12 protein-coding genes, 17 tRNA genes and 3 rRNA genes are annotated in these 24,826 nt (G+C 49.2%); 30 read left to right on the forward strand and 2 right to left on the reverse strand.

From position 1 onward, the window contains the following. Position 1 precedes the first annotated feature (1 nt). Positions 2 to 1,780 (reverse strand): hypothetical protein, encoded by a 1,779-nt coding sequence (locus MKY66_RS01375; protein ID WP_076210301.1) that lies wholly within the window; start codon positions 1,778 to 1,780, stop codon positions 2 to 4. A gap of 280 nt (positions 1,781 to 2,060) precedes the next feature. Between MKY66_RS01375 and MKY66_RS01380 the strand changes: the two genes are divergently transcribed. Beyond that, positions 2,061 to 2,879 carry an endonuclease/exonuclease/phosphatase family protein gene (locus MKY66_RS01380; RefSeq protein WP_076210303.1) on the forward strand — a complete coding sequence of 273 codons (819 nt, stop codon included), beginning with the start codon at positions 2,061 to 2,063 and terminating at the stop codon, positions 2,877 to 2,879. 171 nt (positions 2,880 to 3,050) lie between these two features. Here MKY66_RS01380 and MKY66_RS01385 read toward each other — a convergent pair whose 3' ends face one another. Next, positions 3,051 to 3,878, reverse strand: coding sequence for a methyl-accepting chemotaxis protein (locus MKY66_RS01385; RefSeq protein WP_083657004.1), 828 nt, complete (start codon positions 3,876 to 3,878; stop codon positions 3,051 to 3,053). Positions 3,879 to 4,441: 563 nt separating this feature from the next. Here MKY66_RS01385 and MKY66_RS01390 point away from each other — a divergent pair. The 29 genes from MKY66_RS01390 to iolE all read left to right on the forward strand — a co-directional run bounded on the left by MKY66_RS01390 (position 4,442) and on the right by iolE (position 24,659). Then, a complete protein-coding gene (locus MKY66_RS01390; RefSeq protein WP_076210305.1) occupies positions 4,442 to 6,685 on the forward strand; it encodes a glycoside hydrolase family 88 protein in 2,244 nt (747 codons plus the stop codon). A gap of 332 nt (positions 6,686 to 7,017) precedes the next feature. Next, positions 7,018 to 8,358 (forward strand): ABC transporter substrate-binding protein, encoded by a 1,341-nt coding sequence (locus tag MKY66_RS01395; RefSeq protein WP_076210307.1) that lies wholly within the window; start codon positions 7,018 to 7,020, stop codon positions 8,356 to 8,358. 47 nt (positions 8,359 to 8,405) lie between these two features. After that, on the forward strand, positions 8,406 to 9,356 hold the full coding sequence (locus MKY66_RS01400; protein ID WP_036616398.1) for a sugar ABC transporter permease: 951 nt from the start codon (positions 8,406 to 8,408) through the stop codon (positions 9,354 to 9,356). After that, entirely contained in the window at positions 9,353 to 10,201 is an 849-nt protein-coding gene (locus MKY66_RS01405; protein WP_076210309.1) for a carbohydrate ABC transporter permease, read from the forward strand. Before MKY66_RS01400 ends, MKY66_RS01405 begins: the two co-directional genes overlap by 4 nt. A gap of 28 nt (positions 10,202 to 10,229) precedes the next feature. Further along, positions 10,230 to 12,098, forward strand: coding sequence for a histidine kinase (locus MKY66_RS01410; RefSeq protein WP_076210311.1), 1,869 nt, complete (start codon positions 10,230 to 10,232; stop codon positions 12,096 to 12,098). Next, the gene (locus MKY66_RS01415) at positions 12,095 to 13,699 is read left to right on the forward strand and encodes a response regulator (RefSeq protein ID WP_076210313.1); all 1,605 of its coding nucleotides are present in this window, start codon (positions 12,095 to 12,097) and stop codon (positions 13,697 to 13,699) included. Before MKY66_RS01410 ends, MKY66_RS01415 begins: the two co-directional genes overlap by 4 nt. A 51-nt stretch (positions 13,700 to 13,750) precedes the next feature. Beyond that, a complete protein-coding gene (locus tag MKY66_RS01420; protein ID WP_076210315.1) occupies positions 13,751 to 14,296 on the forward strand; it encodes a GNAT family N-acetyltransferase in 546 nt (181 codons plus the stop codon). 628 nt (positions 14,297 to 14,924) lie between these two features. After that, positions 14,925 to 16,477: ribosomal RNA gene (locus tag MKY66_RS01425) — 16S ribosomal RNA — on the forward strand. A gap of 310 nt (positions 16,478 to 16,787) precedes the next feature. Continuing rightward, a 23S ribosomal RNA gene (locus MKY66_RS01430) occupies positions 16,788 to 19,715 on the forward strand. 75 nt (positions 19,716 to 19,790) lie between these two features. Then, positions 19,791 to 19,907, forward strand: a 5S ribosomal RNA gene (gene rrf / locus MKY66_RS01435). Together the 16S, 23S and 5S rRNA genes with 17 tRNA genes alongside form the textbook arrangement of a ribosomal RNA operon. A gap of 38 nt (positions 19,908 to 19,945) precedes the next feature. Beyond that, positions 19,946 to 20,019: transfer RNA gene (locus tag MKY66_RS01440), tRNA-Ile, on the forward strand. A gap of 35 nt (positions 20,020 to 20,054) precedes the next feature. Further along, positions 20,055 to 20,130: transfer RNA gene (locus MKY66_RS01445), tRNA-Ala, on the forward strand. A gap of 1 nt (position 20,131) precedes the next feature. Then, positions 20,132 to 20,207: transfer RNA gene (locus MKY66_RS01450), tRNA-Asn, on the forward strand. A gap of 4 nt (positions 20,208 to 20,211) precedes the next feature. Further along, positions 20,212 to 20,283 (forward strand) — tRNA-Glu (locus MKY66_RS01455). Positions 20,284 to 20,289: 6 nt separating this feature from the next. Then, positions 20,290 to 20,365, forward strand: a tRNA-Val gene (locus MKY66_RS01460). A gap of 17 nt (positions 20,366 to 20,382) precedes the next feature. Further along, positions 20,383 to 20,456 (forward strand) — tRNA-Met (locus MKY66_RS01465). A 27-nt stretch (positions 20,457 to 20,483) separates the two neighbouring features. Further along, a tRNA-Asp gene (locus tag MKY66_RS01470) sits at positions 20,484 to 20,561 on the forward strand. A 16-nt stretch (positions 20,562 to 20,577) separates the two neighbouring features. Continuing rightward, positions 20,578 to 20,653, forward strand: a tRNA-Phe gene (locus tag MKY66_RS01475). Between the two features lie 20 nt (positions 20,654 to 20,673). Continuing rightward, positions 20,674 to 20,749, forward strand: a tRNA-Thr gene (locus MKY66_RS01480). 9 nt (positions 20,750 to 20,758) lie between these two features. Further along, positions 20,759 to 20,844: transfer RNA gene (locus MKY66_RS01485), tRNA-Tyr, on the forward strand. Between the two features lie 10 nt (positions 20,845 to 20,854). Further along, positions 20,855 to 20,930, forward strand: a tRNA-Lys gene (locus MKY66_RS01490). A gap of 6 nt (positions 20,931 to 20,936) precedes the next feature. After that, positions 20,937 to 21,017 (forward strand) — tRNA-Leu (locus MKY66_RS01495). Between the two features lie 10 nt (positions 21,018 to 21,027). After that, positions 21,028 to 21,102: transfer RNA gene (locus MKY66_RS01500), tRNA-Gly, on the forward strand. Positions 21,103 to 21,109: 7 nt separating this feature from the next. Beyond that, positions 21,110 to 21,186: transfer RNA gene (locus tag MKY66_RS01505), tRNA-Arg, on the forward strand. A 17-nt stretch (positions 21,187 to 21,203) separates the two neighbouring features. Then, positions 21,204 to 21,282: transfer RNA gene (locus MKY66_RS01510), tRNA-Leu, on the forward strand. A 7-nt stretch (positions 21,283 to 21,289) separates the two neighbouring features. Beyond that, positions 21,290 to 21,363: transfer RNA gene (locus tag MKY66_RS01515), tRNA-Pro, on the forward strand. A 12-nt stretch (positions 21,364 to 21,375) separates the two neighbouring features. After that, a tRNA-Gly gene (locus MKY66_RS01520) sits at positions 21,376 to 21,446 on the forward strand. 391 nt (positions 21,447 to 21,837) lie between these two features. After that, a complete protein-coding gene (gene iolD, locus MKY66_RS01525; RefSeq protein WP_076217192.1) occupies positions 21,838 to 23,703 on the forward strand; it encodes a 3D-(3,5/4)-trihydroxycyclohexane-1,2-dione acylhydrolase (decyclizing) in 1,866 nt (621 codons plus the stop codon). Between the two features lie 53 nt (positions 23,704 to 23,756). Then, positions 23,757 to 24,659: a myo-inosose-2 dehydratase gene (gene iolE / locus MKY66_RS01530; RefSeq protein WP_076217193.1), complete on the forward strand. Its 903-nt coding sequence runs from the start codon at positions 23,757 to 23,759 to the stop codon at positions 24,657 to 24,659. The last annotated feature ends 167 nt before the right edge of the window (positions 24,660 to 24,826 follow it).

A 24,826-nucleotide genomic window follows, 5' to 3' on the forward strand; every position in this document is an offset into this window, starting at 1 on the left:
CTCATGAGATCAGTTTACCTTTCCGAAGCTCTTCCTGCAGGGCGCGCAGCCGACTGTTACGAACGGCAAGTGTGGTGATGAATTGCTCCCAGTGCGCTTCTTGCTTCAACTTTTTATAGATTTTGGACAGACGTTTCAGTAGCTTCACCGCCGCTTTGTATCCGTCTCTGTTTTTGTGTCCGATATAACGCTCCACTGCCTGATGATAGAAGGGGAGCAGTAGTTCAGGTGCATCTTTTTCAATCGGTTGCAGCACCGCTACGCGAAATTCGAGAGGCTCCGTCCCTGTACTCAGCTGAAAATCAATCCACCTGCGCCACTGTCCACGCGAATGCATAGCATCCTCGTAGGCGGGGCGGGAGTGGGGAAGCATACTGACAAGCGTGTCCCACATGCGGTTCTCTGTATCGGGCAGATGTTGAATGGCCGTGTCCCACAGATGCATGTAATCATTCAAAGGCGTATTACGCCGATTCGACAGCAAGGGACCAAGTTGTACCAACCAATCCGCAAGCCGCTTCCATTCAGCCGAATCTGCGAGTACATGGAGAAAATGCAACAGATGTTCTGGCGGGAAACCGTAGGCCGAGCTTCCATGGATGAGTCGCTGCCATGCCTGATCATCTTGCCCTACATGGAAGTACATCCAGCTCTGCGCGAGTACGAGTGGTAAAGGCAGTGTCACTGCTTTGCTTGGTCTATCAATACCACTTTCATTACTCTGAGCGCTACCCAAGACACTCCCACCTGACTGAGAAGGTGGCGCAGCGGCGGTTATATTGCGTTCTATATCATCTAAGATGGCCTGTTCCGACACTAACATGTCCCGCGACCCTTGCAGCTCAGGTGCGATCCAGTTCAACCAAAGTTGTCGATAGATCGGAGTGAAGAACATCATGCTGGCTGTCTCAGGCATCATCTGTTTACGTAAATAAGCTGAGGTTTCGGCCAGTCTGCTCCAAAGTTGTTCAAGCTTGTTTCCCTTTAGACCTGACAGGTCTAGCGGATGGTTAAAGATCCGCTCAATGTCTTTCAGAAGTGCATCCACCGCGAGCTGGGCAGGGTAACTCAAGTACACGGGGGTATGCGTGATGGAGTTACGGGCCGGTGGCACGCAGAATCGGATGAGGTGCAGCTGTACATGTAGTTCGAAAAGTTGGTCCATCGCAGCGTTCAGTCTTGGCTTAATAGCATATAGCTCGTCTGTTGCTTCCTGTACGTAGGACGTGCTTGCTGTGCCAGTACCCAGCCGTCTCAGACAGGAGTGGAATAACTCATGCCATTCCGAGATTTCGAGATCAGCAAGCTCTGTTGCACGTTCCTTGATCTGGCTGTATTGGTTGTCCGGAATGTCCATATCCTGTTGTTCATCGGCATCTGCGTAGCTGGATAGTCCCGCGGACATGGCCCCGACAGGTTTGGTCGTTTGTTTGAGCGCAGTACTGGAGTGCGCATTCACAATCGCATGCACAGGTCGCTCCAGTTGCTCGGCATAACTCATCAATACAGCCGTCATATGTTTGCATCCTGAACTCACCGGGCAGGTACAATGACTTGTAGTCAGGGATTGCATGCTCAGGGTGACCTCGTACTCTTCCGATCCTTGTACAACGGCCGCAATCCCTTGTTGTTCGGAATAGGTTAATGGTCCCACACGTTTCTGTTTATAATATTGGAATCCGCGCATGATCGTCAGGTTATTAAAATGCTCCGCAACCTGCCTGATCAACTGTTGCCACTGCGCATCATCCATCCTCATGTTATTCGGTATGTTCATCATTCCATCTCCTGGGGTAAACATAGGTTCAGTTATCACCACGTCTATGACGTGATGTTGTAAATTTGTTGTATCCATCATATCAGTTATGAGCCAATCCGTGCATGGGTTATGAAGAATTTGAAGTTATTTTAGACCAACTGGAATCAGGATGAACACGTCGGTTCTGCTGGCGGGCGACATGCAAGAATGCACCATATTGTGTATGCTTATGGTATGTATTCCTATCAGGAACGATGCAGGCCGGGGAAACGGCCATATTACACACAACAGGAGAGAGCATATGAAAATACTTACGTTAAACACACACGCCTGGGCGGAAGAGGATCAACTGAACAAGATCAGTCAACTGGCTGATTTTATTAATACACATCAATTCGATGTGATCTCCATGCAGGAGGTCAACCAATCGATGCAGGAAGTCGCGCTTTCTGAAGAAGAACTGAAGATGTATTATGCTACTGAACCCGATGCAGTGATTAAAAAAGACAACTATGCCTACGTCCTGCTTCAGCAGCTGACAGAGCAATATTACTGGACGTGGATTCCCGCGCATGTCGGGTTTCAAAAATACGATGAAGGACTGGCGATCCTTAGCCGGACGCCGATTAAGCAGGCTTTTGGGGAATACGTGTCCCACATGCGGGATTATAACAACTATCGTACACGCAAGATTGTGGGAATTCAGACGGTCGTCCAAGGTGAAGCAACCTGGTTTGTGAACGGACATTATAACTGGTGGGATGATGCGCAGGAACCTTTCAAGGGACAGTGGGAGTTGACGGAGAGCAAGCTTGCCCCCTACATGGACCAGCCGTTATATATAATGGGTGATTTCAATAATGTCGCGGAAGTGCGTGGTGAAGGCTATGATTATATGATGAGCAAAGGCTGGAATGACCTGTACACCACAGCATTGCAAAAGGATGAAGGAGCAACCGTGGTGAAGGCCATTGCCGGCTGGGCAGATAACAAACGCGATCTTCGGATCGACTATATTTTCTCCAATCGTCCGATTCAGGCTAAATCTTCTACCGTGGTCTTGAACGGTAAAAACGGGCCGGTCGTGTCTGACCATTTTGGCGTCGCTGTAGAGATATAACAGCCGTGTGAGCATAAACCGTAAAGGGATATCATCGCAAATACGAAACAAAGCCTCCGCTGACTTCCTGTAAAGGGAAGTGGCGGGAGGCTTTTCACATTCTAAATCATTTTCTGTGTCTATGTACATTTCATATCATTCATTCTTTCTTTCTGCTGTGGAACTGGACTGTTACTCGAGCGCCAGCATCTGATGTACAAACTTTTTCAGATTCGCGCTTGTCTCACTAAGCTGTTCGATACTTTCCATGAACTCGGTAACAAGCTTGGCCTGATCCACCGTTGCTGTTGTAATCTGACCGATCTCCTGCTCCATATGTTTCATGGAATCTTGTACACTACCTAGGGATGTTTCGATATCAGCCGCTGCCTGTTTCGTATGATCGGACAGCTTGCGTACTTCACTGGCAACCACACCGAAGCCGGCTCCCTGATCGCCTACACGAGCTGCCTCTATCATGGCGTTGAGTCCAAGCAGGTTGGTTTGTTCCGATACTTCACGAATGACGTTTGTTACTTTACTTACACTGACCGAGTTCTCTGAAGCTTTTTTGGAATTCCGCAGAATCTCTTCCGATGTCGCGGAGAGTTCTTCGGAATGTGCCGCAATCTGCTGAATGCCGCCGACCAGCGCATTAATGGTCGTTTCATTTTCACGGATCAGCGTTTCCAGTGTCATGTGACTATCCATTGCGTAGTTCACACCCAATATACCCACGACCTGATCGTTCTCTTTAATAGGGATTAGAATGGCATCAAAAGGTCTGCCCTGCAGATCACCAGGCATACGTGCCACGGTACGGGAATCTCTGTTAGTCAGCATTTTGAAATGTTTATAATCATCATGCAGCTCATCCCCAACCTTCACGCCAATCTCCAGACTTTTTGCTTCGGAAAAATACAATACTTTCTCATGATCATTAATGGATATGGATATGTCGTCACGGAACATTTGGCTAACAAAAGGCATAGCATTTACCAGAGATTCAAGAGTATTCAATGTGCATCTTTCCTTCCCGATACAAAAAGTGGAATTTTTCAATCTATATAAGTTGAACTAAAGATATATTCACACGTACACTCCGATGACAGAATAACCTTCCAATCGCTGTTATCCCCAGATTTTTTTGATTCCCTTTTCTCAAGGGAAAAATCCGGTGATAAAGGCGAACGCTTCGCTTTTTCAGTTTTTTTCTGTCCTCTACGTTTCTGTGTAAATGATTAGTTCAACATATATAGTTTCTATATCGGTAACAATTTCCGTTTTTTTGAATTAATGTCCCAAATGAAGGTGTAATTGGCGAAGGAAAAACCAAATCTTCTGATTTTTTGTAAGCGTAATCAAAAATCTGTAGCCACCACCGAACATGTCAGTTATACTGGGATTATTATTCGGCTATTCAGAAGATAACCAAGGACATACCTATTCCCCGGTAAGGGGATTATCCACCTAGGTTAAGCGCTATACTTCATTGCTACATATCAGTTTGGTGCACCAGTGTGGATGGTATGAATGCAATGATATAAGACTTTATTTCAACGGGAGAGGGATGTGTGCCATCGATGACGACCTATTTCAGTGAACCGCAGAGCATGTATTACCGATTTGGAGAAGATCAGGATCAGGTGTTGAAGGTACTGGCCGAGAGGTATATTGGAGCCAATGCGCAGGCTGATTTTGTATATCGGGTATTCCAGAAGTCTGGTATTTTGCAAAATGAAAAAGGGCTTTATGATCTGAATTTAGGTAAACGCTTTCCTGATGTTCCTAAAGACCATATATCTTACGCAGCTGCACTGGTATGGGGGGACGAGGACCGGAATCTGGACGTGTTGGTCCGCTGTTATGGACCTATTCGTTTCTATTTCAATGAGCAGTTGGTCTATCGCTCTACCGTAATGGATGAGATTAGTCCAGACGCAACGGTGAAGCTCAGCATCGATATCAAGCCTGGTTGGAACACCATTTGGCTGGAAATGAAAAACACCCCTGCCGGATTTGGCTGCCAATTTGGGTCAGATGAAGGAAAAGTGCGCATTTTGAATGTATTTGCTCCATTTCAGGAGAGACAGGGGCAAGCGGGGTGGGTGTTCTCCCAACCGAACCCAGCCACGAGTAAACAACCGGACCTGCTTGGAAAAGAATCAGACTACAGCTTGAACTGGCTGCCTGAGACAGGCTGGTCTGATGAAGATAAAACCAAGCCAGCTTTCGAGCGAATATTCGGAAATCTTGCTGGTAAGCATGCTTATGCCTGGACCCATCTGAACAATAATGATTCAACCGGGAGTCCGGTGCGATTGTCAGGACAATCTTCGGGTTCTCTGAGTATTTGGATTGGCGGCAAGCCTGTGGCGCAAGTGAAGGAGCCGGGTTCGTTCGAAGTGGATATACCAGTCTCCTTTGGACGGAGTAACCTGATTGTCCGAAGTGAATGCAACGATACGGCTGAACCATGGCATTTTAATATGAATGCAACCGTGTCGGGCAAGCCGCTCTCACTGGAACTTCCTCAGCGTGTGCACGGTGCTAATGGAGAGTCTTGGTTATATGTTGGACCTTTTGAATCGGAGGTTGAACCGGACTTGGCGGATCTGACTCGAACGGACCGAGTGTATCAAACGGGGCAAGGACAGACATATTGGCGCTTGGATCGACCGGATGCTTGGATCAGACCTTATTATGAGAACGCGATGTTAAGCAACAAATGGACAGTGGGCAGTGTGACTAATTATGGTCGCTGGGATTATCCATTGGGTGTCACTGTATATGGTCTATTACGGACTGGGCGTTATTTGCAGAGACCAGACATTACATGTTATGCGGCTGAGCATGTGCAGGCATGTACCCAGATGTATGAGTACTCATTATGGGATCGGGAGCAGTATGGTTTCCCGGCAGTCAATCAACAATTGGTCATGCTGAAAATGCTGGATAACTGCGGTTCTTTTGGTTCAGCCATGCTGGAAGCGTATTCCGAGTGTCATGAACCAACGTTTCTTCCGATTGCTGAACGGATCGCCGATTTCATGCTTTCCCGTTTGGAACGACAGGAGGATGGGGCATTTTATCGCACATGCGTAGGGGAGTATGCCGAGAATACCATGTGGGCAGATGATCTCTACATGAGTACGCCGTTTCTCGTTCGTTATGCACGGGTGACAGGCAACTCGGCCGCATTAGATGAAGCCGCCAGACAATTTTCACTGTATCGGAAGTATCTGTTTATGCCTGAGTTCAAGATCATGTCCCATGTGTATGATTTCAAATACGAACAGGCAACGCAGATTCCATGGGGACGGGGAAATGGCTGGACACTGTTTTCCTTGACGGAGGTATTGGAAGCTTTGCCGGCAGAGCATCCCGAGCGTCCAGCCTTAATAGATTTCTTCAATGAGCTGTGTGAAGGGTACGCAGCGCTTCAAGGGGAAAGCGGGTTGTGGCATCAGGTGTTGAATGTTCCGCAGACGTATGAAGAAGCCTCCTGCACGGCGATGTTTGCCTATGGTTTTGCGAGAGGTGTGCGTTTTGGCTGGTTCAAAGACCCTGAAGTTTATGTCGCAGCTGCCGAGCGGGCTTGGAAGGGACTCATCTGCAAAGCAATCGATCGTCAAGGGAATGTGCATGGTGTGTGCAGCGGTTCGAGATATGCGTTTACGGCAGAGTATTATGATCAGGACTTGCGTACCGTCACCAATGACAATCACGGAATAGGCATTATGATGCTGGCAGGAACTGAAGTGGCAAAAATGAAGAAACATCTGGCTGAGCACAGAGTGTCTTCACCTGCAGTCTCACATTCCTGACAGACTCGCAGGAAACACATTTTTATAGCTGAACATCGAGCTTTTCCGACCATTCAATGGCCCGTAGAAAGAAATGCCGTGATTTGAATTCATACTTTCGTTCCATATCAACCCGCTATCTTCTTCTTACGTATCATGCATGTATACCCGTAATCATACCGATACGGGAACGGAACCGCCGGGAATATCATTCCTGGTGGTTTTTGATTCCTGTAACTCCTTACTTTTTTGACAGGAAAGCTTACTTTTGTTTATGTCATGTGCAGCAATGGACCGATACAATAGGTTTTGTAAGCGATTCCATAAATGCAAGAAGGGGAGGAAATTCATTTATGATGATTACAAAAAAGTGGGTAACCCTGTTCTGCCTGTCCCTGTTATTGTTCGCTACAGCCTGTTCTGGAGGGGCCACCGATACACCATCTTCTTCTGGAGAAGCAAGTGGAAGTGAAGGAGATTCATCAGGCAAGATTGAATTGCGCATGACCTGGTGGGGATCACAGACTAGACATGATCTGACGACCAAAGTCATCCAATTGTTTGAAGAGAAACATCCGGGAATCACCATTAAACCTGAATATTCCGGTTGGGACGGTTACTTTGACAAGTTGACTACACAGGTAGCTGGTTCGAATGCACCTGATATCATCCAGATGGATTACGCCTTTCTGACTGACTTTGCCCGGCGTGGGGCCTTGCTTGACCTGACCCCGTTTGCAAAGAGCAAAGAGCTGCGGACAGAGGACCATGATCAGAGCATGATTACAGCCGGATCAATTGACGATAAATTATATGCGATTACCCTCGGAGTTAACGCACCGGGTGTCATCTATGATGCCACCGTATTTCAGGAATTAGGAATCGAAGAACCACAAGAGAGCTGGACATGGAAGGATTTTGGGGATATTGCGACCAAGATCGCCGCAGCCAAAGGTGAGGGGTTCTATGGATCTGCAGACATTTCCGGTACAACGAACATGTTTGAATTGTTTATCCGGCAATCCGGAAAAGGATTGTTCGACGGTGGCACAATGACAGCTACCAGCGAGGAGCTTCAGCAATGGTTCGATATGTGGAGCGCACTACGCGAGAATGGTGGAGTGACCACAGCGGAGATAACGGCATCCACAACCAATGCGCTGGAGACACGCCCGATTTCGCTGGGTACAGCTGCGATGGATTTTGCATGGTCTAATCAATTGCTGACATTCCAGCAGGTGAACAAAAACCAGGATCATAAGCTTGGCATACAGGTTCTTCCACATGGTGTAGGTGAAAAGCAAATCGGTGAATATCTGAAGCCAGGCCAGTTCCTCTCCGGTTATGGCAAAACCAAACATCCAAAGGAAGTTGCCATGTTCATTGATTTCATGGTCAATGATCCAGAAGCAACCGCTATTCTTGGTTCTGAACGTGGGGTACCGGTCAATTCCAGTATTCGTGAACAGATGCAACCTACGCTGCCGGAAGCAGAGCAAGTCATTTTCCAATTTATCGATACGGTATCGAAGAACTCCAGCGAGATTGACCCGCCATACCCGCAAGGATTTGCTGAAGTGGACACGAGTTTCAAGAGCGCAAGCGAGCAGATCGCCTTCGGTCAAGGCAGTACTCCAGATGTCATTGCCCAGTTTATTGAAGGAGCCAAGGCTACGCTTGGATCGAGTCAATAATAATTGAAACTGTCTCAGACTTCTAATTCTGCGGGGAGGTTGCGAAGATGACGACATCACAGGTCAGTCAAGCCCGAATCGAGCGTGTAACTACCCGGCGGGTGAAACGGAGATATGCCCACAATGGAGCAGCGCTTCTGTTCCTCGCCCCATGGCTTGTCGGATTGTTATTTCTAACCCTTGGTCCCATGCTGGTATCGTTATACATCTCGTTCACTGATTACAGTATCCTGGCCGCCCCTTCCTGGGTCGGTCTGGATAACTACACCACGATGTTTACATCGGATAAACTGTTTACCCAGTCGCTCAAAGTCACCTTCACGTATGTCGCTGTATCCGTACCGGTCAAGTTGATCTTTGCGCTGCTGGTAGCCATGTTGCTCAACAAAGGGATTCGAGGACTCGGTATTTACCGGACGGTGTATTACATCCCGACATTGCTTGGGGGTAGCGTGGCGATTGCGATGTTGTGGCGTAAAATGCTGGGTGGGGATGGGCTGCTCAATAGTGTCCTTGCCATGGTAGGTATTAAAGCTCCCGATTGGGTTGCGAATCCGAAGTATGCCCTGTACTCCATCGTCCTGTTATCCGTATGGCAGTTTGGATCGTCGATGATTATTTTTCTGGCTGGCCTGAAGCAGATTCCACCCGAGTATGATGAAGCCTCAGCGGTAGATGGTGCAGGTCCTCTTCGGAGATTCTTCTATATAACGTTGCCGATTCTGTCACCTGTCATCTTCTTCAATCTCGTGATGCAGCTGATTACATCGTTTCAATCGTTCACACAGGCTTTTGTTATCAGTAACGGTAGCGGAGGGCCAGTGAATTCAACCTTAATGTACTCTCTGTATCTGTACAAAAAAGGATTTTCATTCTTTCAGATGGGCTATGCTTCTGCGATGGCCTGGGTGCTGGTCATCCTGATTGGCGTATTTACATTGCTCGTATTCCGCAGTAGCAAGCTGTGGGTGCACTATGAGGATGGTGGGAAATCATGATTGGACAACGGAACTCTACAGCATGGGTCGTCAGCAAACATGTGTTGATCTCAGGCATCGCCTTTGTCATGCTCTACCCGATCCTCTGGATGCTGGGCAGCTCATTCAAACCGGGACATATGATCTTTACAGAGACCTGGTTCTGGCCACAGGAATGGAATTGGAAAAATTACATGAATGGCTGGTCGGGAATTCAGGGCAATCCGTTCGCCCGCTTTCTGACCAACTCTGTCATCCTGTCGCTTGGCGCCGTGCTGGGCAATGTCATCTCCTGCTCTATGGCGGCATATGCCTTCGCCCGACTAAATTTTCGTTTCAAAGCCATCTGCTTCGGACTGATGCTTATGACGATCATGCTGCCCCATCATGTGACGCTGATCCCGCAGTATATTCTCTTCAACCACCTAGAGTGGGTGAATACGTATCTGCCGCTTGTAGTGCCAAAATGGCTGGCGACCGACGCCTTCTTCATTTTTCTCATGGTACAGTTCTTCCGGGGATTGCCCAAAGAGCTGGATGAGGCGGCCACCATCGATGGATGCGGTCCTGTGAAAATATACACCAAAATCATCATTCCACTTGCTTTTCCGGCGCTGGTTACCACGATGATCTTTACGTTCTTGTGGACATGGGACGACTTCTTCAGTCAGTTGATCTACCTGAGTGACGTGAGCAAATACACCGTGCCGCTGGGTCTGCGTTTGTTCCTTGATTCCAGCTCTCAATCCGATTGGGGTCCGATGTTTGCCATGTCGGTGTTGTCGCTGGTGCCATGTTTCATTGTATTTATTGTGTGTCAAAAGTACTTCGTGGAAGGAATCGCGACCTCTGGGCTCAAAGGGTAATTCCAAGACGAAACGAGTTGATTTTTCCATGAGGAAAGGAAGATGGTCTTCATTTATTAATCAAAAGCTGCAACAAAGCAAGCTCTCCACGTTGATGGTGACTTGCTTTATTGCGTTTAACCTGTTGCTTGTCTCGGTTGTTGTCTGGCTGGCATATCAGTCTTTCTCCACGGTCACATTTGCCGAGATTAGCAAAGCACGTCTGGCTCTTCTGAACGAGAGCACACGTCGGGGATTTGATTTCATCACAGGGGTAACCGGAACCGCCTATGCTTTGGCAAGCAATCGGGAACTGTCCAGTCTGCTCGAAACGGCTGATACGGGCAGGCTTGCACAGATTCACCAGCGGAGAGAGGTCTCTCGAATTCTGGATCATACCATGGTCGTGAGTGAAGGCATCACTTCCATTGAACTGTATACGGATGTTTTTAATGAAGTGACAGTGACTATGGCTGATCGCATATTTCCAGTGGACACCATCGCACACGACTCTTGGTTTGCTACGCTGGAAACGGCTGATGCCGCTTGGGTTCCGCTGCGTGAGAACGTATCGGGCCAATCCCTGGTCGGATACGCCCAACGGATTTTCGACAGTCGTGGAGGGACGGTTGCCTATGTGCTCATTCGACTGAGCAGAGCGGACATCGTACGCAGGTTTGCCGATGTACCCATGGTGCTTGATGGAAAAGTCCTGTTGGTAGATACCGCTGGTAATGTCGTAATGCAGATGGGGAGAGTTGATCCAGCAGGGGAGAAGGAACGAGCGGATAGAAGAAATGAAGCGAGTACAGTACAGGAACCGGGTGGAGCTGTAAATTCATCTTCTTCTATTATAGATAGTGCATGGATTCAGGAACATGTCCAGCATGGTGCAGACGGGTACGAAGTAGTTTCCGGCCAACCCGGAGGTGCTCAATTGGTGCTGTACTCCAGGCCAGCCATGCTTCAGTGGCGTCTCGTACAGACTATTCCGGTATATACACTGTTATCTCCGCTCAGACAAGCGGGCTGGCAGATCCTCGGCATCGCCGTGCTGGGACTATTATGCTCGGCTGTGCTGGCGTACCTGTTTGTAAGGCAGATCATCCGACCTTTGCGACAATTAATCAAGCGAATGAGACAACTGGAGAAAGGGGACTTCGATACCCGGGTCCAACTTTCGTTTACAGAGGAATATGCCCATTTGGCTTATGGCTTTAATCACATGGCTTCACAGCTCACGACGCTGATGGAACAGGTGAAGGATGAGAGCCGGGCCAAGCGTGAAGCCCAGACGGGCTTGCTTGAGGCCCAGATCAAACCCCATTTTTTATACAATACCCTCGACATGATCCACTGGCGCGCACTTGATTACGAAGCCAAGGATATCAGTCGCATGATTGTACAACTAAGTAAGCTGTTACGGATCGGACTGAGTGGAGGGAGACTGTTTATACGGGTTCGTGATGAGTTGGAACAAGCCCGTTGCTACGTTAACATCCAGTCAGAGCGGCTGCCGTTCTCCATTCAATATCAGGAGCAGATCGATCCGCATATTCGCGGTTGTTACATTCCCAAGATCATTTTGCAGCCCTTCATCGAAAATGCCGTTATGCACGGGCGCCCTGAAGAAGGCACACTTCGAATTCAGGTGCATATGCACGAAGAGGTTGGCCCGCATGAGGATATCGTCATTCGTATCACGGATAATGGGCGGGGTTTGCCGGAGGGGTGGAAACTCGAAGAGACGTGTGGCATCGGTGTACGGAATGTACATCAGCGCATTCAGCTCTATTGTGGGAAGAGGTATGGCGTTCAACTGAGCGATAGAGAGTCAGGTGGCGTGGAAGTGACCATTACGCTGCCGCGTATTGAGACCGACGAGCAATTAAATCTATGGCTGGACGGTGAAAAATGATGAAGACCATTATGCTTGTTGATGACGATCCTCATATTGTAAAGGCATTAACAGATCATATCGATTGGCCTTCTCTGGGCCTCAGCATTGCAGGCACTGCTTCCAATGGCTTGGATGCGCTGGAGTTGTTTCACCGCATGCATCCAGACGTCGTTATGACTGACGTCTACCTGCCGGGGATGACCGGGCTTGAGATCACACAGACGTTGCGCCGTGATCATCCCCACTTGCCGATCATCATTCTTAGTGGATATGACGAATTCGAGAACGCCCGGGCAGCCATGCGTTGGGGGGTGAATCACTTTTTGCTGAAGCCGGCAGAGGTTGAGGAGATTGAGTCTGTGCTGCGTGAGGTGCTACTGGAACAAGATGTGCGAGAGCGGCATGAGCGGCTGGAGCGGACATACAAGCAGGAGGTTGGACGGGTACTTCCGTATTTGCGCAAACAATTTCTTCACGAACTGCTGACTACGCGATATCGGGCAGACGAGTTGCCTAAAGAACGCATGGACTATATAGGCATTCATATGTCCTCACAGACACGCGCCATTAGTCTGCAACTGAATCGCCCCGTATTTTTGACACGAATGAAAGAACGGGATTGGCAGCTTCTCCGCTATGGGGCGGCCGATATTATTCAGGAGACGGTGAAGGAGCAAGCGGCGCGCATGAATGGTCAGGTTGAGATTGTTGATTATTCGGATCAGGTATTTGTGTTGCTTCTATTAGGAGATAAAGATTATCTGGAGGAATGTCTGCCACTTGTGGAGCGGATGATCGATCAGATCTTTACGTATCTGAAAATTGAAGTGAGTGCTGGAATCGGAAGATCCAAGAGTCACCCATGTGAGGTGATAGATTCTTATCTCGAGAGCAGGGAAGCGGTGGAAACAGCAGAGTTTCAAGGAGGAAGTCGTATCTACCACTATGAAACATCAGAGGAAACAGAACCAAGTGTGACCGATTATTCATTATTGCTTCGTCAATGGAACGAGGCTTGGGCGGATATTCGACCTGACCTGGCGGAAGAGGTATGGCATCATATTTGCCTTTTGCTGAAAGAGGGGAAATGTGTTGGGATACAGGATGTACAGGTTGTGGCCGTCAGTCTGTTTGACACATTGATGCATAGCTGGAACCGACTTCATCCTATGTTAACGCCGCCGCTGGCGATGAGTGACTTTCTGCGTGAAATTCAATCGAAATATGCTTTGCATGATCTGGTAAACTGGATGGATCGTATTATCTGCGACTGGCTGGAACAGATACGCAAGGAGATGGGCGAGAAGAAAAGCAATAAACTGATAGAGCAGGTGAAACAGTATGTGGAGCTGCATTACGCCGAAGAGATCAGTTTTGAAGCGATAGCCAAGGGGCTGTTCGTACATCCGAAGTATCTGAGTCAACTTTTCAAAAGGGTGACCGGTGAGAATTTCGTCAGTTATTTGAACGGGTACCGGATTCAGAGAGCGTTGGAACTGTTGCAGTCGGGACATTACATGGTATATGAGGTGAGCGAGATGACGGGGTTCCGTAATGCGACGTATTTCAGCCAGGTGTTCAAAATGCTTACGGGCAAGAGTCCGTCTGAGGTGGGGTAGGGCGATACAGGTACAGTAATTATACAGAGCGGAAGAGGAGATCTGGTTCTTATGATGATCGATCGGCAGGAATATAACATTAAAGGCTTATCTTACTCCATTAGATCAGCAGAGGAAAAGGATGCTGAGGCCTTGTCTTTACTACGTGTACAAATCGATGGGGAAACCGAGAACATGGATCGTGAAGAGGGTGAGGCGTATATCGACGCAGCCGGGTTTAGGCGGATCATCCATTTGGACACTGAGAAGTCACGGAATCTGTTCCTTGTTGCTGTGGCGGCGGGCGAGATTGTGGGATACTCCCGATGTGAAGGTACAGAGTTGAAGCGCTTTTGCCATAAAGTTGAGTTCGGCGTGTGTGTAGCCCGAGAGTTCTGGGGACATGGGATTGGTAAGAACCTGCTGGAGAAGTCGATAGAATGGGCAGACCAGACTGGTGTAGAGAAGATTGCGTTGAACGTGCTGGCATCCAACGATAAGGCAATCGAGTTATATCAGAAGAGAGGCTTCGGGATCGAAGGCATTTTGAAAAGGGATCGGCGACACACGGATGGACAATATCACGACACGATAGTGATGGGCAGGTACCAAGACTAATAGTATAAAAAGTGAAAAGCACAATCTATATAAGCCCACAGGTTATGGAGTTCAATTGTTAGATTTGATAACGACATAATAGAAAGCAGCGTTATAGAGTAGAAGTATTATGTTTCTTATCTTATAGAACGAATGTAATGATGTTGAAGGAGACTGTTTACAACCTATATTGAGATAGATTAGACCAGTGAGTGTATATAGGGTATAGTAAAAGGATATTGCCATTGGAAAAAGAGATTATAAAGAAATTGAACTAGATATATAGTTTGCTTGGTAATGGGATATTTTACAAGTGGTAATTGTATTGTGCATATGATATATTCTATATCCGGTCAAAAAACACGAGAAACAAAGTGTTGCAGGTGAAACAAATAAGCTTCGAAAGAAACTTAAAAAAAGAGCTTGCTAAGTTGGTTCGGAAGTGTTAAGATATAAAAGTTGCTGAGGAGAACAACGCTCGGTAACAAAATAAGTTTGATCTTTGAAAACTGAACAACGAGTGAGTAAACATTCTGCTTGCAGAATGAACGCGAAAGTTGAAACAAGCCTTGGCTTGAATCGACTGGAGCACAAATGAGATTTTTAATCTCGTCAGATTCAAAATGAGCTTATCGCTCTTTTCAATACTTTATTGGAGAGTTTGATCCTGGCTCAGGACGAACGCTGGCGGCATGCCTAATACATGCAAGTCGAGCGGACTTGAAGAGAAGCTTGCTTCTCTGATGGTTAGCGGCGGACGGGTGAGTAACACGTAGGTAACCTGCCCTCAAGTTTGGGACAACTACCGGAAACGGTAGCTAATACCGAATAGTTGTTTTCTTCGCCTGAAGGAAACTGGAAAGACGGAGCAATCTGTCACTTGGGGATGGGCCTGCGGCGCATTAGCTAGTTGGTGGGGTAACGGCTCACCAAGGCGACGATGCGTAGCCGACCTGAGAGGGTGATCGGCCACACTGGGACTGAGACACGGCCCAGACTCCTACGGGAGGCAGCAGTAGGGAATCTTCCGCAATGGGCGAAAGCCTGACGGAGCAATGCCGCGTGAGTGATGAAGGTTTTCGGATCGTAAAGCTCTGTTGCCAGGGAAGAACGCTTGGGAGAGTAACTGCTCTCAAGGTGACGGTACCTGAGAAGAAAGCCCCGGCTAACTACGTGCCAGCAGCCGCGGTAATACGTAGGGGGCAAGCGTTGTCCGGAATTATTGGGCGTAAAGCGCGCGCAGGCGGTCATTTAAGTCTGGTGTTTAATCCCGGGGCTCAACCCCGGATCGCACTGGAAACTGGGTGACTTGAGTGCAGAAGAGGAGAGTGGAATTCCACGTGTAGCGGTGAAATGCGTAGATATGTGGAGGAACACCAGTGGCGAAGGCGACTCTCTGGGCTGTAACTGACGCTGAGGCGCGAAAGCGTGGGGAGCAAACAGGATTAGATACCCTGGTAGTCCACGCCGTAAACGATGAGTGCTAGGTGTTAGGGGTTTCGATACCCTTGGTGCCGAAGTTAACACATTAAGCACTCCGCCTGGGGAGTACGGTCGCAAGACTGAAACTCAAAGGAATTGACGGGGACCCGCACAAGCAGTGGAGTATGTGGTTTAATTCGAAGCAACGCGAAGAACCTTACCAGGTCTTGACATCTGAATGACCGGTGCAGAGATGTACCTTTTCTTCGGAACATTCAAGACAGGTGGTGCATGGTTGTCGTCAGCTCGTGTCGTGAGATGTTGGGTTAAGTCCCGCAACGAGCGCAACCCTTATATTTAGTTGCCAGCACTTCGGGTGGGCACTCTAGATAGACTGCCGGTGACAAACCGGAGGAAGGTGGGGATGACGTCAAATCATCATGCCCCTTATGACCTGGGCTACACACGTACTACAATGGCCGGTACAACGGGCTGCGAAATCGCGAGATGGAGCCAATCCCAACAAAGCCGGTCTCAGTTCGGATTGCAGGCTGCAACTCGCCTGCATGAAGTCGGAATTGCTAGTAATCGCGGATCAGCATGCCGCGGTGAATACGTTCCCGGGTCTTGTACACACCGCCCGTCACACCACGAGAGTTTATAACACCCGAAGTCGGTGGGGTAACCGCAAGGAGCCAGCCGCCGAAGGTGGGATAGATGATTGGGGTGAAGTCGTAACAAGGTAGCCGTATCGGAAGGTGCGGCTGGATCACCTCCTTTCTATGGAGAATCGTTTCCCGAGTGGAAACATTCAAAACCGCAGCTTAGCTGCAAAACTACTCACTCGTTGCTCAGTTTTGAGAGCTCAAACTCTCAAACAGCTTGCTTTTGCATGGAGCTTGTTCTTTGAAAACTAGATATCGAAACGAAACAAACGCGAATTAGAACATTCCTTTTTAGCTGAACTTGTGCAAACAAGTTTCAATAAAAACGGTAGTTAAATTGCTTTTGTGATGGTATTGAATGGGAGTGACTTTTGGCTTTGCGTAAGCAAAACAAGGGAAGCGAGCAGTCAAAACCGGAGCAAATTGGTTAAGCTACTAAGAGCACACGGAGGATGCCTAGGCGCTAGGAGCCGATGAAGGACGTGGCGAACAACGAAACTGCCTCGGGGAGCTGTAAGCAAGCTTTGATCCGGGGGTGTCCGAATGGGGAAACCCAGCTGGGGTAATTTCCAGTTACTCACAACTGAATACATAGGTTGTGTAGAGGCATACCAGGGGAACTGAAACATCTAAGTACCCTGAGGAAGAGAAAACAATAGTGATTCCGTCAGTAGCGGCGAGCGAACGCGGAGAAGCCCAAACCAAAGAGCTTGCTCTTTGGGGTTGTGGGACGTCTCACATGGAGTTACAAAGGAACCGGTTAAGCGAAGAGGTCTGGAAAGGCCCGCCAAAGAAGGTAAAAGCCCTGTAGTTGAAAGTCTGTTCCCTCCGAGACGGATCCCGAGTAGTGCGGGGCACGTGAAACCCCGTATGAATCCGGCAGGACCATCTGCCAAGGCTAAATACTTCCTAGCGACCGATAGTGAAGCAGTACCGTGAGGGAAAGGTGAAAAGCACCCCGGAAGGGGAGTGAAATAGAACCTGAAACCGTGTGCTTACAAAAAGTCAGAGCCCGTTTTAGGGGTGATGGCGTGCCTTTTGTAGAATGAACCGGCGAGTTACGTTCCCGTGCAAGGTTAAGGTGAAGAGCCGGAGCCGCAGCGAAAGCGAGTCTGAATAGGGCGACATAGTACGTGGACGTAGACCCGAAACCGGGTGATCTACCCCTGTCCAGGGTGAAGGTGCGGTAACACGCACTGGAGGCCCGAACCCACGCATGTTGAAAAATGCGGGGATGAGGTGGGGGTAGCGGAGAAATTCCAATCGAACTCGGAGATAGCTGGTTCTCCCCGAAATAGCTTTAGGGCTAGCCTCGGAAAACAGAGTCGTGGAGGTAGAGCACTGATTGGGTGCGGGGCCCGCAAGGGTTACCAAGCTCAGTCAAACTCCGAATGCCATAGACTTACTTCCGGGAGTCAGACAGTGAGTGCTAAGATCCATTGTCAAAAGGGAAACAGCCCAGACCATCAGCTAAGGTCCCCAAGTGTGTGTTAAGTGGGAAAGGATGTGGAGTTGCACAGACAACCAGGATGTTGGCTTAGAAGCAGCCATCATTTAAAGAGTGCGTAATAGCTCACTGGTCGAGTGACTCTGCGCCGAAAATGTAACGGGGCTAAACACACCACCGAAGCTATGGCTTGATGCTTTGCATCAGGGGTAGGGGAGCGTTGTATAAGGGTTGAAGGTGTACCGTAAGGAGCGCTGGACATTATACAAGTGAGAATGCCGGTATGAGTAACGAAAAGATCAGTGAGAATCTGATCCGCCGAAAGCCTAAGGGTTCCTGAGGAAGGCTCGTCCGCTCAGGGTAAGTCGGGACCTAAGGCGAGGCCGAAAGGCGTAGTCGAAGGACAACAGGTCGAAATTCCTGTACCACCGTAAGCCGTTATGAGCAATGGGGGGACGCAGTAGGGTAGTGACGCGGACTGATGGATGTCCGTCTAAGCAGTAAGGCTGATGTGTAGGCAAATCCGCACATTGTAAGGCTGAGCTGTGATGGGGAGCGAAAATTATAGTAGCGAAGGTCATGATCTCACACTGCCAAGAAAAGCCTCTAGCCAGGTGATGGTGCCCGTACCGCAAACCGACACAGGTAGGCGAGAAGAGTATTCTAAGGCGCGCGGAAGAACTCTCGTTAAGGAACTCGGCAAAATGACCCCGTAACTTCGGGAGAAGGGGTGCCCCGGTAGTGTGAATAGCACGAGGGGGCCGCAGTGAAAAGGCCCAAGCGACTGTTTAGCAAAAACACAGGTCTGTGCGAAGCCGTAAGGCGAAGTATACGGGCTGACGCCTGCCCGGTGCTGGAAGGTTAAGGGGAGTGGTTAGGGAGTCATCCCGAAGCTGTGAACCGAAGCCCCAGTAAACGGCGGCCGTAACTATAACGGTCCTAAGGTAGCGAAATTCCTTGTCAGGTAAATTCTGACCCGCACGAATGGCGTAACGACTTGGGCGCTGTCTCAACGAGAGATCCGGTGAAATTTTAATACCTGTGAAGATGCAGGTTACCCGCGACAAGACGGAAAGACCCCATGGAGCTTTACTGCAGCTTGATATTGAATTTGGGTACGATCTGTACAGGATAGGTGGGAGCCTTTGAAGCAGGAGCGCCAGCTTCTGTGGAGGCAACGTTGGGATACCACCCTGATCGTATCTAGGTTCTAACCTGGTACCGTAATCCGGTGCGGGGACAGTGTCAGGTGGGCAGTTTGACTGGGGCGGTCGCCTCCTAAAGAGTAACGGAGGCGCCCAAAGGTTCCCTCAGAATGGTTGGAAATCATTCGAAGAGTGCAAAGGCATAAGGGAGCTTGACTGCGAGACCTACAAGTCGAGCAGGGACGAAAGTCGGGCTTAGTGATCCGGTGGTACCGCATGGAAGGGCCATCGCTCAACGGATAAAAGCTACCCTGGGGATAACAGGCTTATCTCCCCCAAGAGTCCACATCGACGGGGAGGTTTGGCACCTCGATGTCGGCTCATCGCATCCTGGGGCTGAAGTAGGTCCCAAGGGTTGGGCTGTTCGCCCATTAAAGCGGTACGCGAGCTGGGTTCAGAACGTCGTGAGACAGTTCGGTCCCTATCTGTCGTGGGCGTAGGAAATTTGAGAGGAGCTGTCCTTAGTACGAGAGGACCGGGATGGACGTACCGCTGGTGTACCAGTTGTTCCGCCAGGAGCACCGCTGGGTAGCTATGTACGGACGGGATAAACGCTGAAAGCATCTAAGCGTGAAGCCCCCCTCAAGATGAGATTTCCCAGTATGTAAGACCCCTTGAAGACGACGAGGTAGATAGGCTGGGGGTGGAAGTGCAGCAATGCATGGAGCTGACCAGTACTAATCGGTCGAGGGCTTATCCAATAGCAAGTTGTAATTCGCGTGTTTCGTTTCGAATCTAGTTTTCAGAGAACAACACTCTGAAATGTAAGCTACGCGTTTGGTGGCGATGGCGGAGGGGTTCCACACGTACCCATCCCGAACACGACCGTTAAGCCCTCTAGCGCCGATGGTACTTGGACCGCAGGGTCCTGGGAGAGTAGGACGCCGCCAAGCGAAACCCCATTGGGGTATTTTTTTTCGAAAATTGATAAGGGCCCTTAGCTCAGTTGGTTAGAGCGCACCTCTGATAAGGGTGAGGCCGGTGGTTCGAGTCCACCAGGGCCCATAGCAAGACCACAACAAGAAATACACCAGAGTTATGGGGCCATAGCTCAGCTGGGAGAGCGCCTGCCTTGCAAGCAGGAGGTCAGCGGTTCGATCCCGCTTGGCTCCACCATTCCCTGATAGCTCAGTTGGTAGAGCACTCGACTGTTAATCGAGTTGTCACAGGTTCGAGCCCTGTTCGGGGAGCCAGTAAGGCCCGTTGGTCAAGGGGTTAAGACACCTCCCTTTCACGGAGGTAACAGGGGTTCGAATCCCCTACGGGTCATAATATGGAGGCTTAGCTCAGCTGGGAGAGCATCTGCCTTACAAGCAGAGGGTCGGGGGTTCGATCCCCTCAGCCTCCACCATATAAACTTTATAACGACGCGGGGTGGAGCAGCCCGGTAGCTCGTCGGGCTCATAACCCGAAGGCCGCAGGTTCAAATCCTGCCCCCGCAATTATACTTTCCTTTGAGAAAGTGATCTGGAACCGTGGTGTAGTTGGCCTAACATGCCTGCCTGTCACGCAGGAGATCGCGGGTTCGAATCCCGTCGGTTCCGCCATTTTTTATTTTAGTAAGGCTCGGTAGCTCAGTCGGTAGAGCAGAGGACTGAAAATCCTCGTGTCGGCGGTTCGATTCCGTCCCGAGCCACCATTTATAACACTATGTAATACGCCGGTGTAGCTCAACTGGTAGAGCAACTGACTTGTAATCAGTAGGTTGGGGGTTCAAGTCCTCTCGCCGGCACCATGTAATCCTGGAGGATTAGCGAAGCGGCCAAACGCATCAGACTGTAAATCTGCTCCCGTACGGGTTCGGTGGTTCGAATCCATCATCCTCCACCAGTTTTTCTATGAGTCATTAGCTCAGTTGGTAGAGCACCTGACTTTTAATCAGGGTGTCGAAGGTTCGAGCCCTTCATGACTCACCATTATATGCGCGTGTGGCGGAATTGGCAGACGCACTAGACTTAGGATCTAGCGTCTTTGACGTGGGGGTTCAAGTCCCTCCACGCGCATCCTTTATTTGCGGAAGTGGCTCAGCGGTAGAGCATCGCCTTGCCAAGGCGAGGGTCGCGGGTTCGATTCCCGTCTTCCGCTCCAATATTTTGCGCCCTTAGCTCAGCTGGATAGAGCGTTTGACTACGAATCAAAAGGCCGGGAGTTCGAATCTCTCAGGGCGCGCCATTATAACTTTATATTTTGCCGGCGTGGCGGAATGGCAGACGCGCTCGACTCAAAATCGAGTGGGAAACCGTGGAGGTTCGAGTCCTCTCGCCGGTATATATAACGGGATGTAGCTCAGCTTGGTAGAGCACCTGGTTTGGGACCAGGGGGTCGCATGTTCAAATCGTGTCATCCCGATTTTTTTTATTTGCGGGTGTAGTTCAATGGTAGAACTTTAGCCTTCCAAGCTAATAGCGTGGGTTCGATTCCCATCACCCGCTTAAATATTGATAAGAAAGAGATGGTATTCACCGTTTCTTTCTTTTTTTGCATTCACAGGCATATTGATCATAATTGTATACAAAGATCACGGATTATATGGCTGATTAGCATGTACCAGCATGTATCCCATCCTCATGATATATTTCCCCCCTTTTAAGTCTGTTCTTAGTCATTGTGGAAGTGTTCAAATAGAGAAGGTCTAACACATGTTCGAACACAAGAATATCTTTTCTTTATCACAATTTATAAAAACGCTTACAAAAATAGCTTGCGTAAATCATTAACCTGTAATACCATATCAATTAAGCGCTTAACCTTTAGGGGTAAGGCGCTTAAACTTAACTTAGATTAAGCGCTTAACCCGTAAAGGAAAGGACGGCGATCAAACTCATGAAAACAATTCGATTAACGATGGCTCAGGCACTGCTTCGATACTTGGATCAGCAATATATCTCGGTTGACGGGGTGGAAACCAAGTTTGTGAAGGGAATCATCGGTATTTTTGGACATGGCAATGTAACAGGCATTGGAGAAGCGCTGGAGCGCAGTCCGGGAAGCCTGACGTATATGCAAGGCAAGAACGAACAAGGCATGGTGCATACGGCAGCGGCTTATGCCAAGCAGAAGAACCGTAGACAGATCTATGCATGTACAACATCCATTGGACCTGGTGCTTTGAATATGATTACAGCAGCAGCTACTGCAACGGTGAACCGAATTCCGGTTTTATTGCTTCCTGGAGATAACTTTGCTACACGGGAACCGGACCCGGTACTTCAGCAGTTGGAAGTGAGCAGTGATTATACAATCTCAGCCACTGATCCATTCAAAGCTGTTAGCAAGTACTGGGATCGCATTGTTCGTCCCGAACAGTTGATGATTGCTGTTACACAGGCCATGCGTGTGCTAACCGATCCAGCAGAGACGGGAGCAGTAACGCTCGCACTGCCGCAGGATGTGCAGGCAGAGGCATACGATTATCCAGAATCGTTCTTTGCTCGCAAAGTACATTATCTGGATCGTCGCCCTCCGGTACAGGCAGCCATTGAACGGGCAACGGAGCAGATTGCCCGAGGCAGTAAGCCGCTGCTCGTTGCAGGCGGCGGTGTGTTGTACTCTGAGGCGTCCGCCCAGCTCGTGGAGTTCGCCGAGGCATTTGGTATTCCGATCGCCGAGACGCAGGCGGGCAAGAGCGCAGTTTCTTGGGACCACCCACTAAATGTGGGGGCAATCGGGGTTACGGGCTCTCTGGCAGCCAATAGGCTGGCGAGAGAAGCAGACGTTGTGATCGGCGTCGGTACGCGGTTCTCGGATTTTACGACGGCGTCCCGCTCTGCTTTTCAACATCCGGAGGCTTCATTCATCAACATTAACCTGAACGGCATGGATGCCGCCAAGTTAGGCGGGGAAGCCATTCTGGCAGATGCACGCGAAGGATTGCAGGCTTTGCAGAAGGAATTGCAGGAAAGACAATACCGATGTGCATATGGCGCATCCGAAATCGCTGATCTCCGCGCTGAATGGAATGCAGAAGTGGATCGGCTGTATGCAGCTCAACATGAAGCAGGGCTGGCACAGACTACAGCAGTTGGCATCGTTAACCGGACCATTGATCCATCTTCCGTTATTGTGTGTGCGGCGGGCAGTCTGCCAGGCGATCTGCATCGTCTGTGGCGTGCGGCTGAACCAAAGACGTATCATATGGAGTATGGGTTCTCCTGTATGGGGTACGAGGTAAGTGGAGCGTTCGGAGCAGCACTTGCCGAGCCGGATCGTGAAGTGTACGCGATGGTTGGTGATGGCAGTTATTTGATGCTGCATTCGGAGTTTGTGACTAGTTTGCAGGAACAGAAGAAGATGACCGTTCTATTATTCAACAACAATGGATTCCAATGTATTCATAACTTACAGCGGGAACATGGTAGTGACGGGTTCGGCAATGAGTTCCGTTATCGGGAATCCGAGAGTGGACGACTGACCGGGGATTACATGCCAATGGACTTTGCAGCTCACGCCCGAAGCATGGGAGCCAAATCCTATAGAGCGGAGACAGCAGAACAGCTGGAACAAGCACTCCGAGATGCGAAGAACGAAACAGTGAGTACGTTGATTGAGATTCCGGTCGTGCCTGGAACCAACGCAGGTGGATACGAGTCATGGTGGAATGTGGGTGTACCTGAGGTATCTGCCGAAGAAAAGGTAGTTCATGCTCATCACACCATGCAAGCCAACCGTGCCAAAGCAAGACCGATTTAATCTAGTTTAATATAGTGAACCACAATGTTGAACGACAAAGGAGACGTGGGGCAATGAGCAAGCTGCCATTCCAGCTTGGGATTCATCCGATCAATTGGGTCGGTGAAGATGTGAAGGAGCATGGTGACGCGACAACGTGTGCACAGATTCTGGATGACATTCAGCGTCTTGGGCTGACAGGTACAGAGATGGGACGTAAATATCCTACCGATCCTGCTATATTGCGTGAGGAATTGAGTAAAAGGAATATCAATCTGGTCTCCCAGTGGAAATCCGTACTTTTCTCCGACCCGGCGTATCGTCAGTCGGAGCTGGACAGCTATCGCAAACATGCGGAATTTCTGCAATCCATGGGCAGTAAGGTAATCAGTACGGCAGAGGTAGGCGGGTCACTTCATTTTGATCCAAGACGGACACCGAATGAAAAAGAAGTGCTCAGACTCAGCGAATCTGAATGGCATATCCTCGTTGAAGGGTTGAACGAAGCAGGAGCTATTGCCCGCGAACATGGGTTGAAGCTTACGTATCATCATCATGGAGGCACGGTGGTAGAGCAACCGGATGAGATTGATCGACTGATGGAGCTGACAGACCCTTCTCTCGTGTATCTGCTCTATGATACTGGTCATGCCTACTATGGCGGAGCCGATCCACTTGAACTGCTGCGCAAACATTATGATCGGATCGCCTATATCCATCTGAAAGATATCCGCCCGCATGTGCTGGATGAAGCACGCGCGGAGCAGTCTGACTTTGTCGGCTGTATTCGTAGAGGAGTGTTCACTGTACCAGGCGATGGATGCATTGATTTTGCACCAATTCTACAAGAACTGATCACACGAGGGTACGATGGCTGGGCGATGCTTGAAGGAGAGCAGGACCCTGCGATTCATAACCCATATGAGTATGCGAAGCGATCTTTGAACTATATGGAGTCGTTATACCAACACAGCTGATTCGTTTAGCATTGCAGCGGTCAGAGGCCACACCTATGAAGTGAAAAAGGAAGAAGGCTAGCAAGAGTATAACGTTACGATTGGAAAATAAAACTGACTTACTCTAGCCGTTTACGAGTCCTTACGATGGAATGAGTAACTAGTCTAGATATCGATATACAACATGG

The organism is Paenibacillus sp. FSL R5-0766 (assembly GCF_037971845.1).
In the GTDB taxonomy this organism is placed as follows: Bacteria; Bacillota; Bacilli; order Paenibacillales; family Paenibacillaceae; genus Paenibacillus.

Bases quoted from the DNA above. Each gene is read 5' to 3' on its own strand.
- MKY66_RS01375 (WP_076210301.1), bottom strand. From the start codon at position 1,780: ATGATGAACATACCGAATAACATGAGGATGGATGATGCGCAGTGGCAA.
- MKY66_RS01380 (WP_076210303.1), top strand. From the start codon at position 2,061: ATGAAAATACTTACGTTAAACACACACGCCTGGGCGGAAGAGGATCAA.
- MKY66_RS01390 (WP_076210305.1), top strand. From the start codon at position 4,442: ATGACGACCTATTTCAGTGAACCGCAGAGCATGTATTACCGATTTGGA.
- MKY66_RS01395 (WP_076210307.1), top strand. From the start codon at position 7,018: ATGATGATTACAAAAAAGTGGGTAACCCTGTTCTGCCTGTCCCTGTTA.
- MKY66_RS01400 (WP_036616398.1), top strand. From the start codon at position 8,406: ATGACGACATCACAGGTCAGTCAAGCCCGAATCGAGCGTGTAACTACC.
- MKY66_RS01405 (WP_076210309.1), top strand. From the start codon at position 9,353: ATGATTGGACAACGGAACTCTACAGCATGGGTCGTCAGCAAACATGTG.
- MKY66_RS01410 (WP_076210311.1), top strand. From the start codon at position 10,230: ATGAGGAAAGGAAGATGGTCTTCATTTATTAATCAAAAGCTGCAACAA.
- MKY66_RS01415 (WP_076210313.1), top strand. From the start codon at position 12,095: ATGATGAAGACCATTATGCTTGTTGATGACGATCCTCATATTGTAAAG.
- MKY66_RS01420 (WP_076210315.1), top strand. From the start codon at position 13,751: ATGATGATCGATCGGCAGGAATATAACATTAAAGGCTTATCTTACTCC.
- iolD (WP_076217192.1), top strand. From the start codon at position 21,838: ATGAAAACAATTCGATTAACGATGGCTCAGGCACTGCTTCGATACTTG.
- iolE (WP_076217193.1), top strand. From the start codon at position 23,757: ATGAGCAAGCTGCCATTCCAGCTTGGGATTCATCCGATCAATTGGGTC.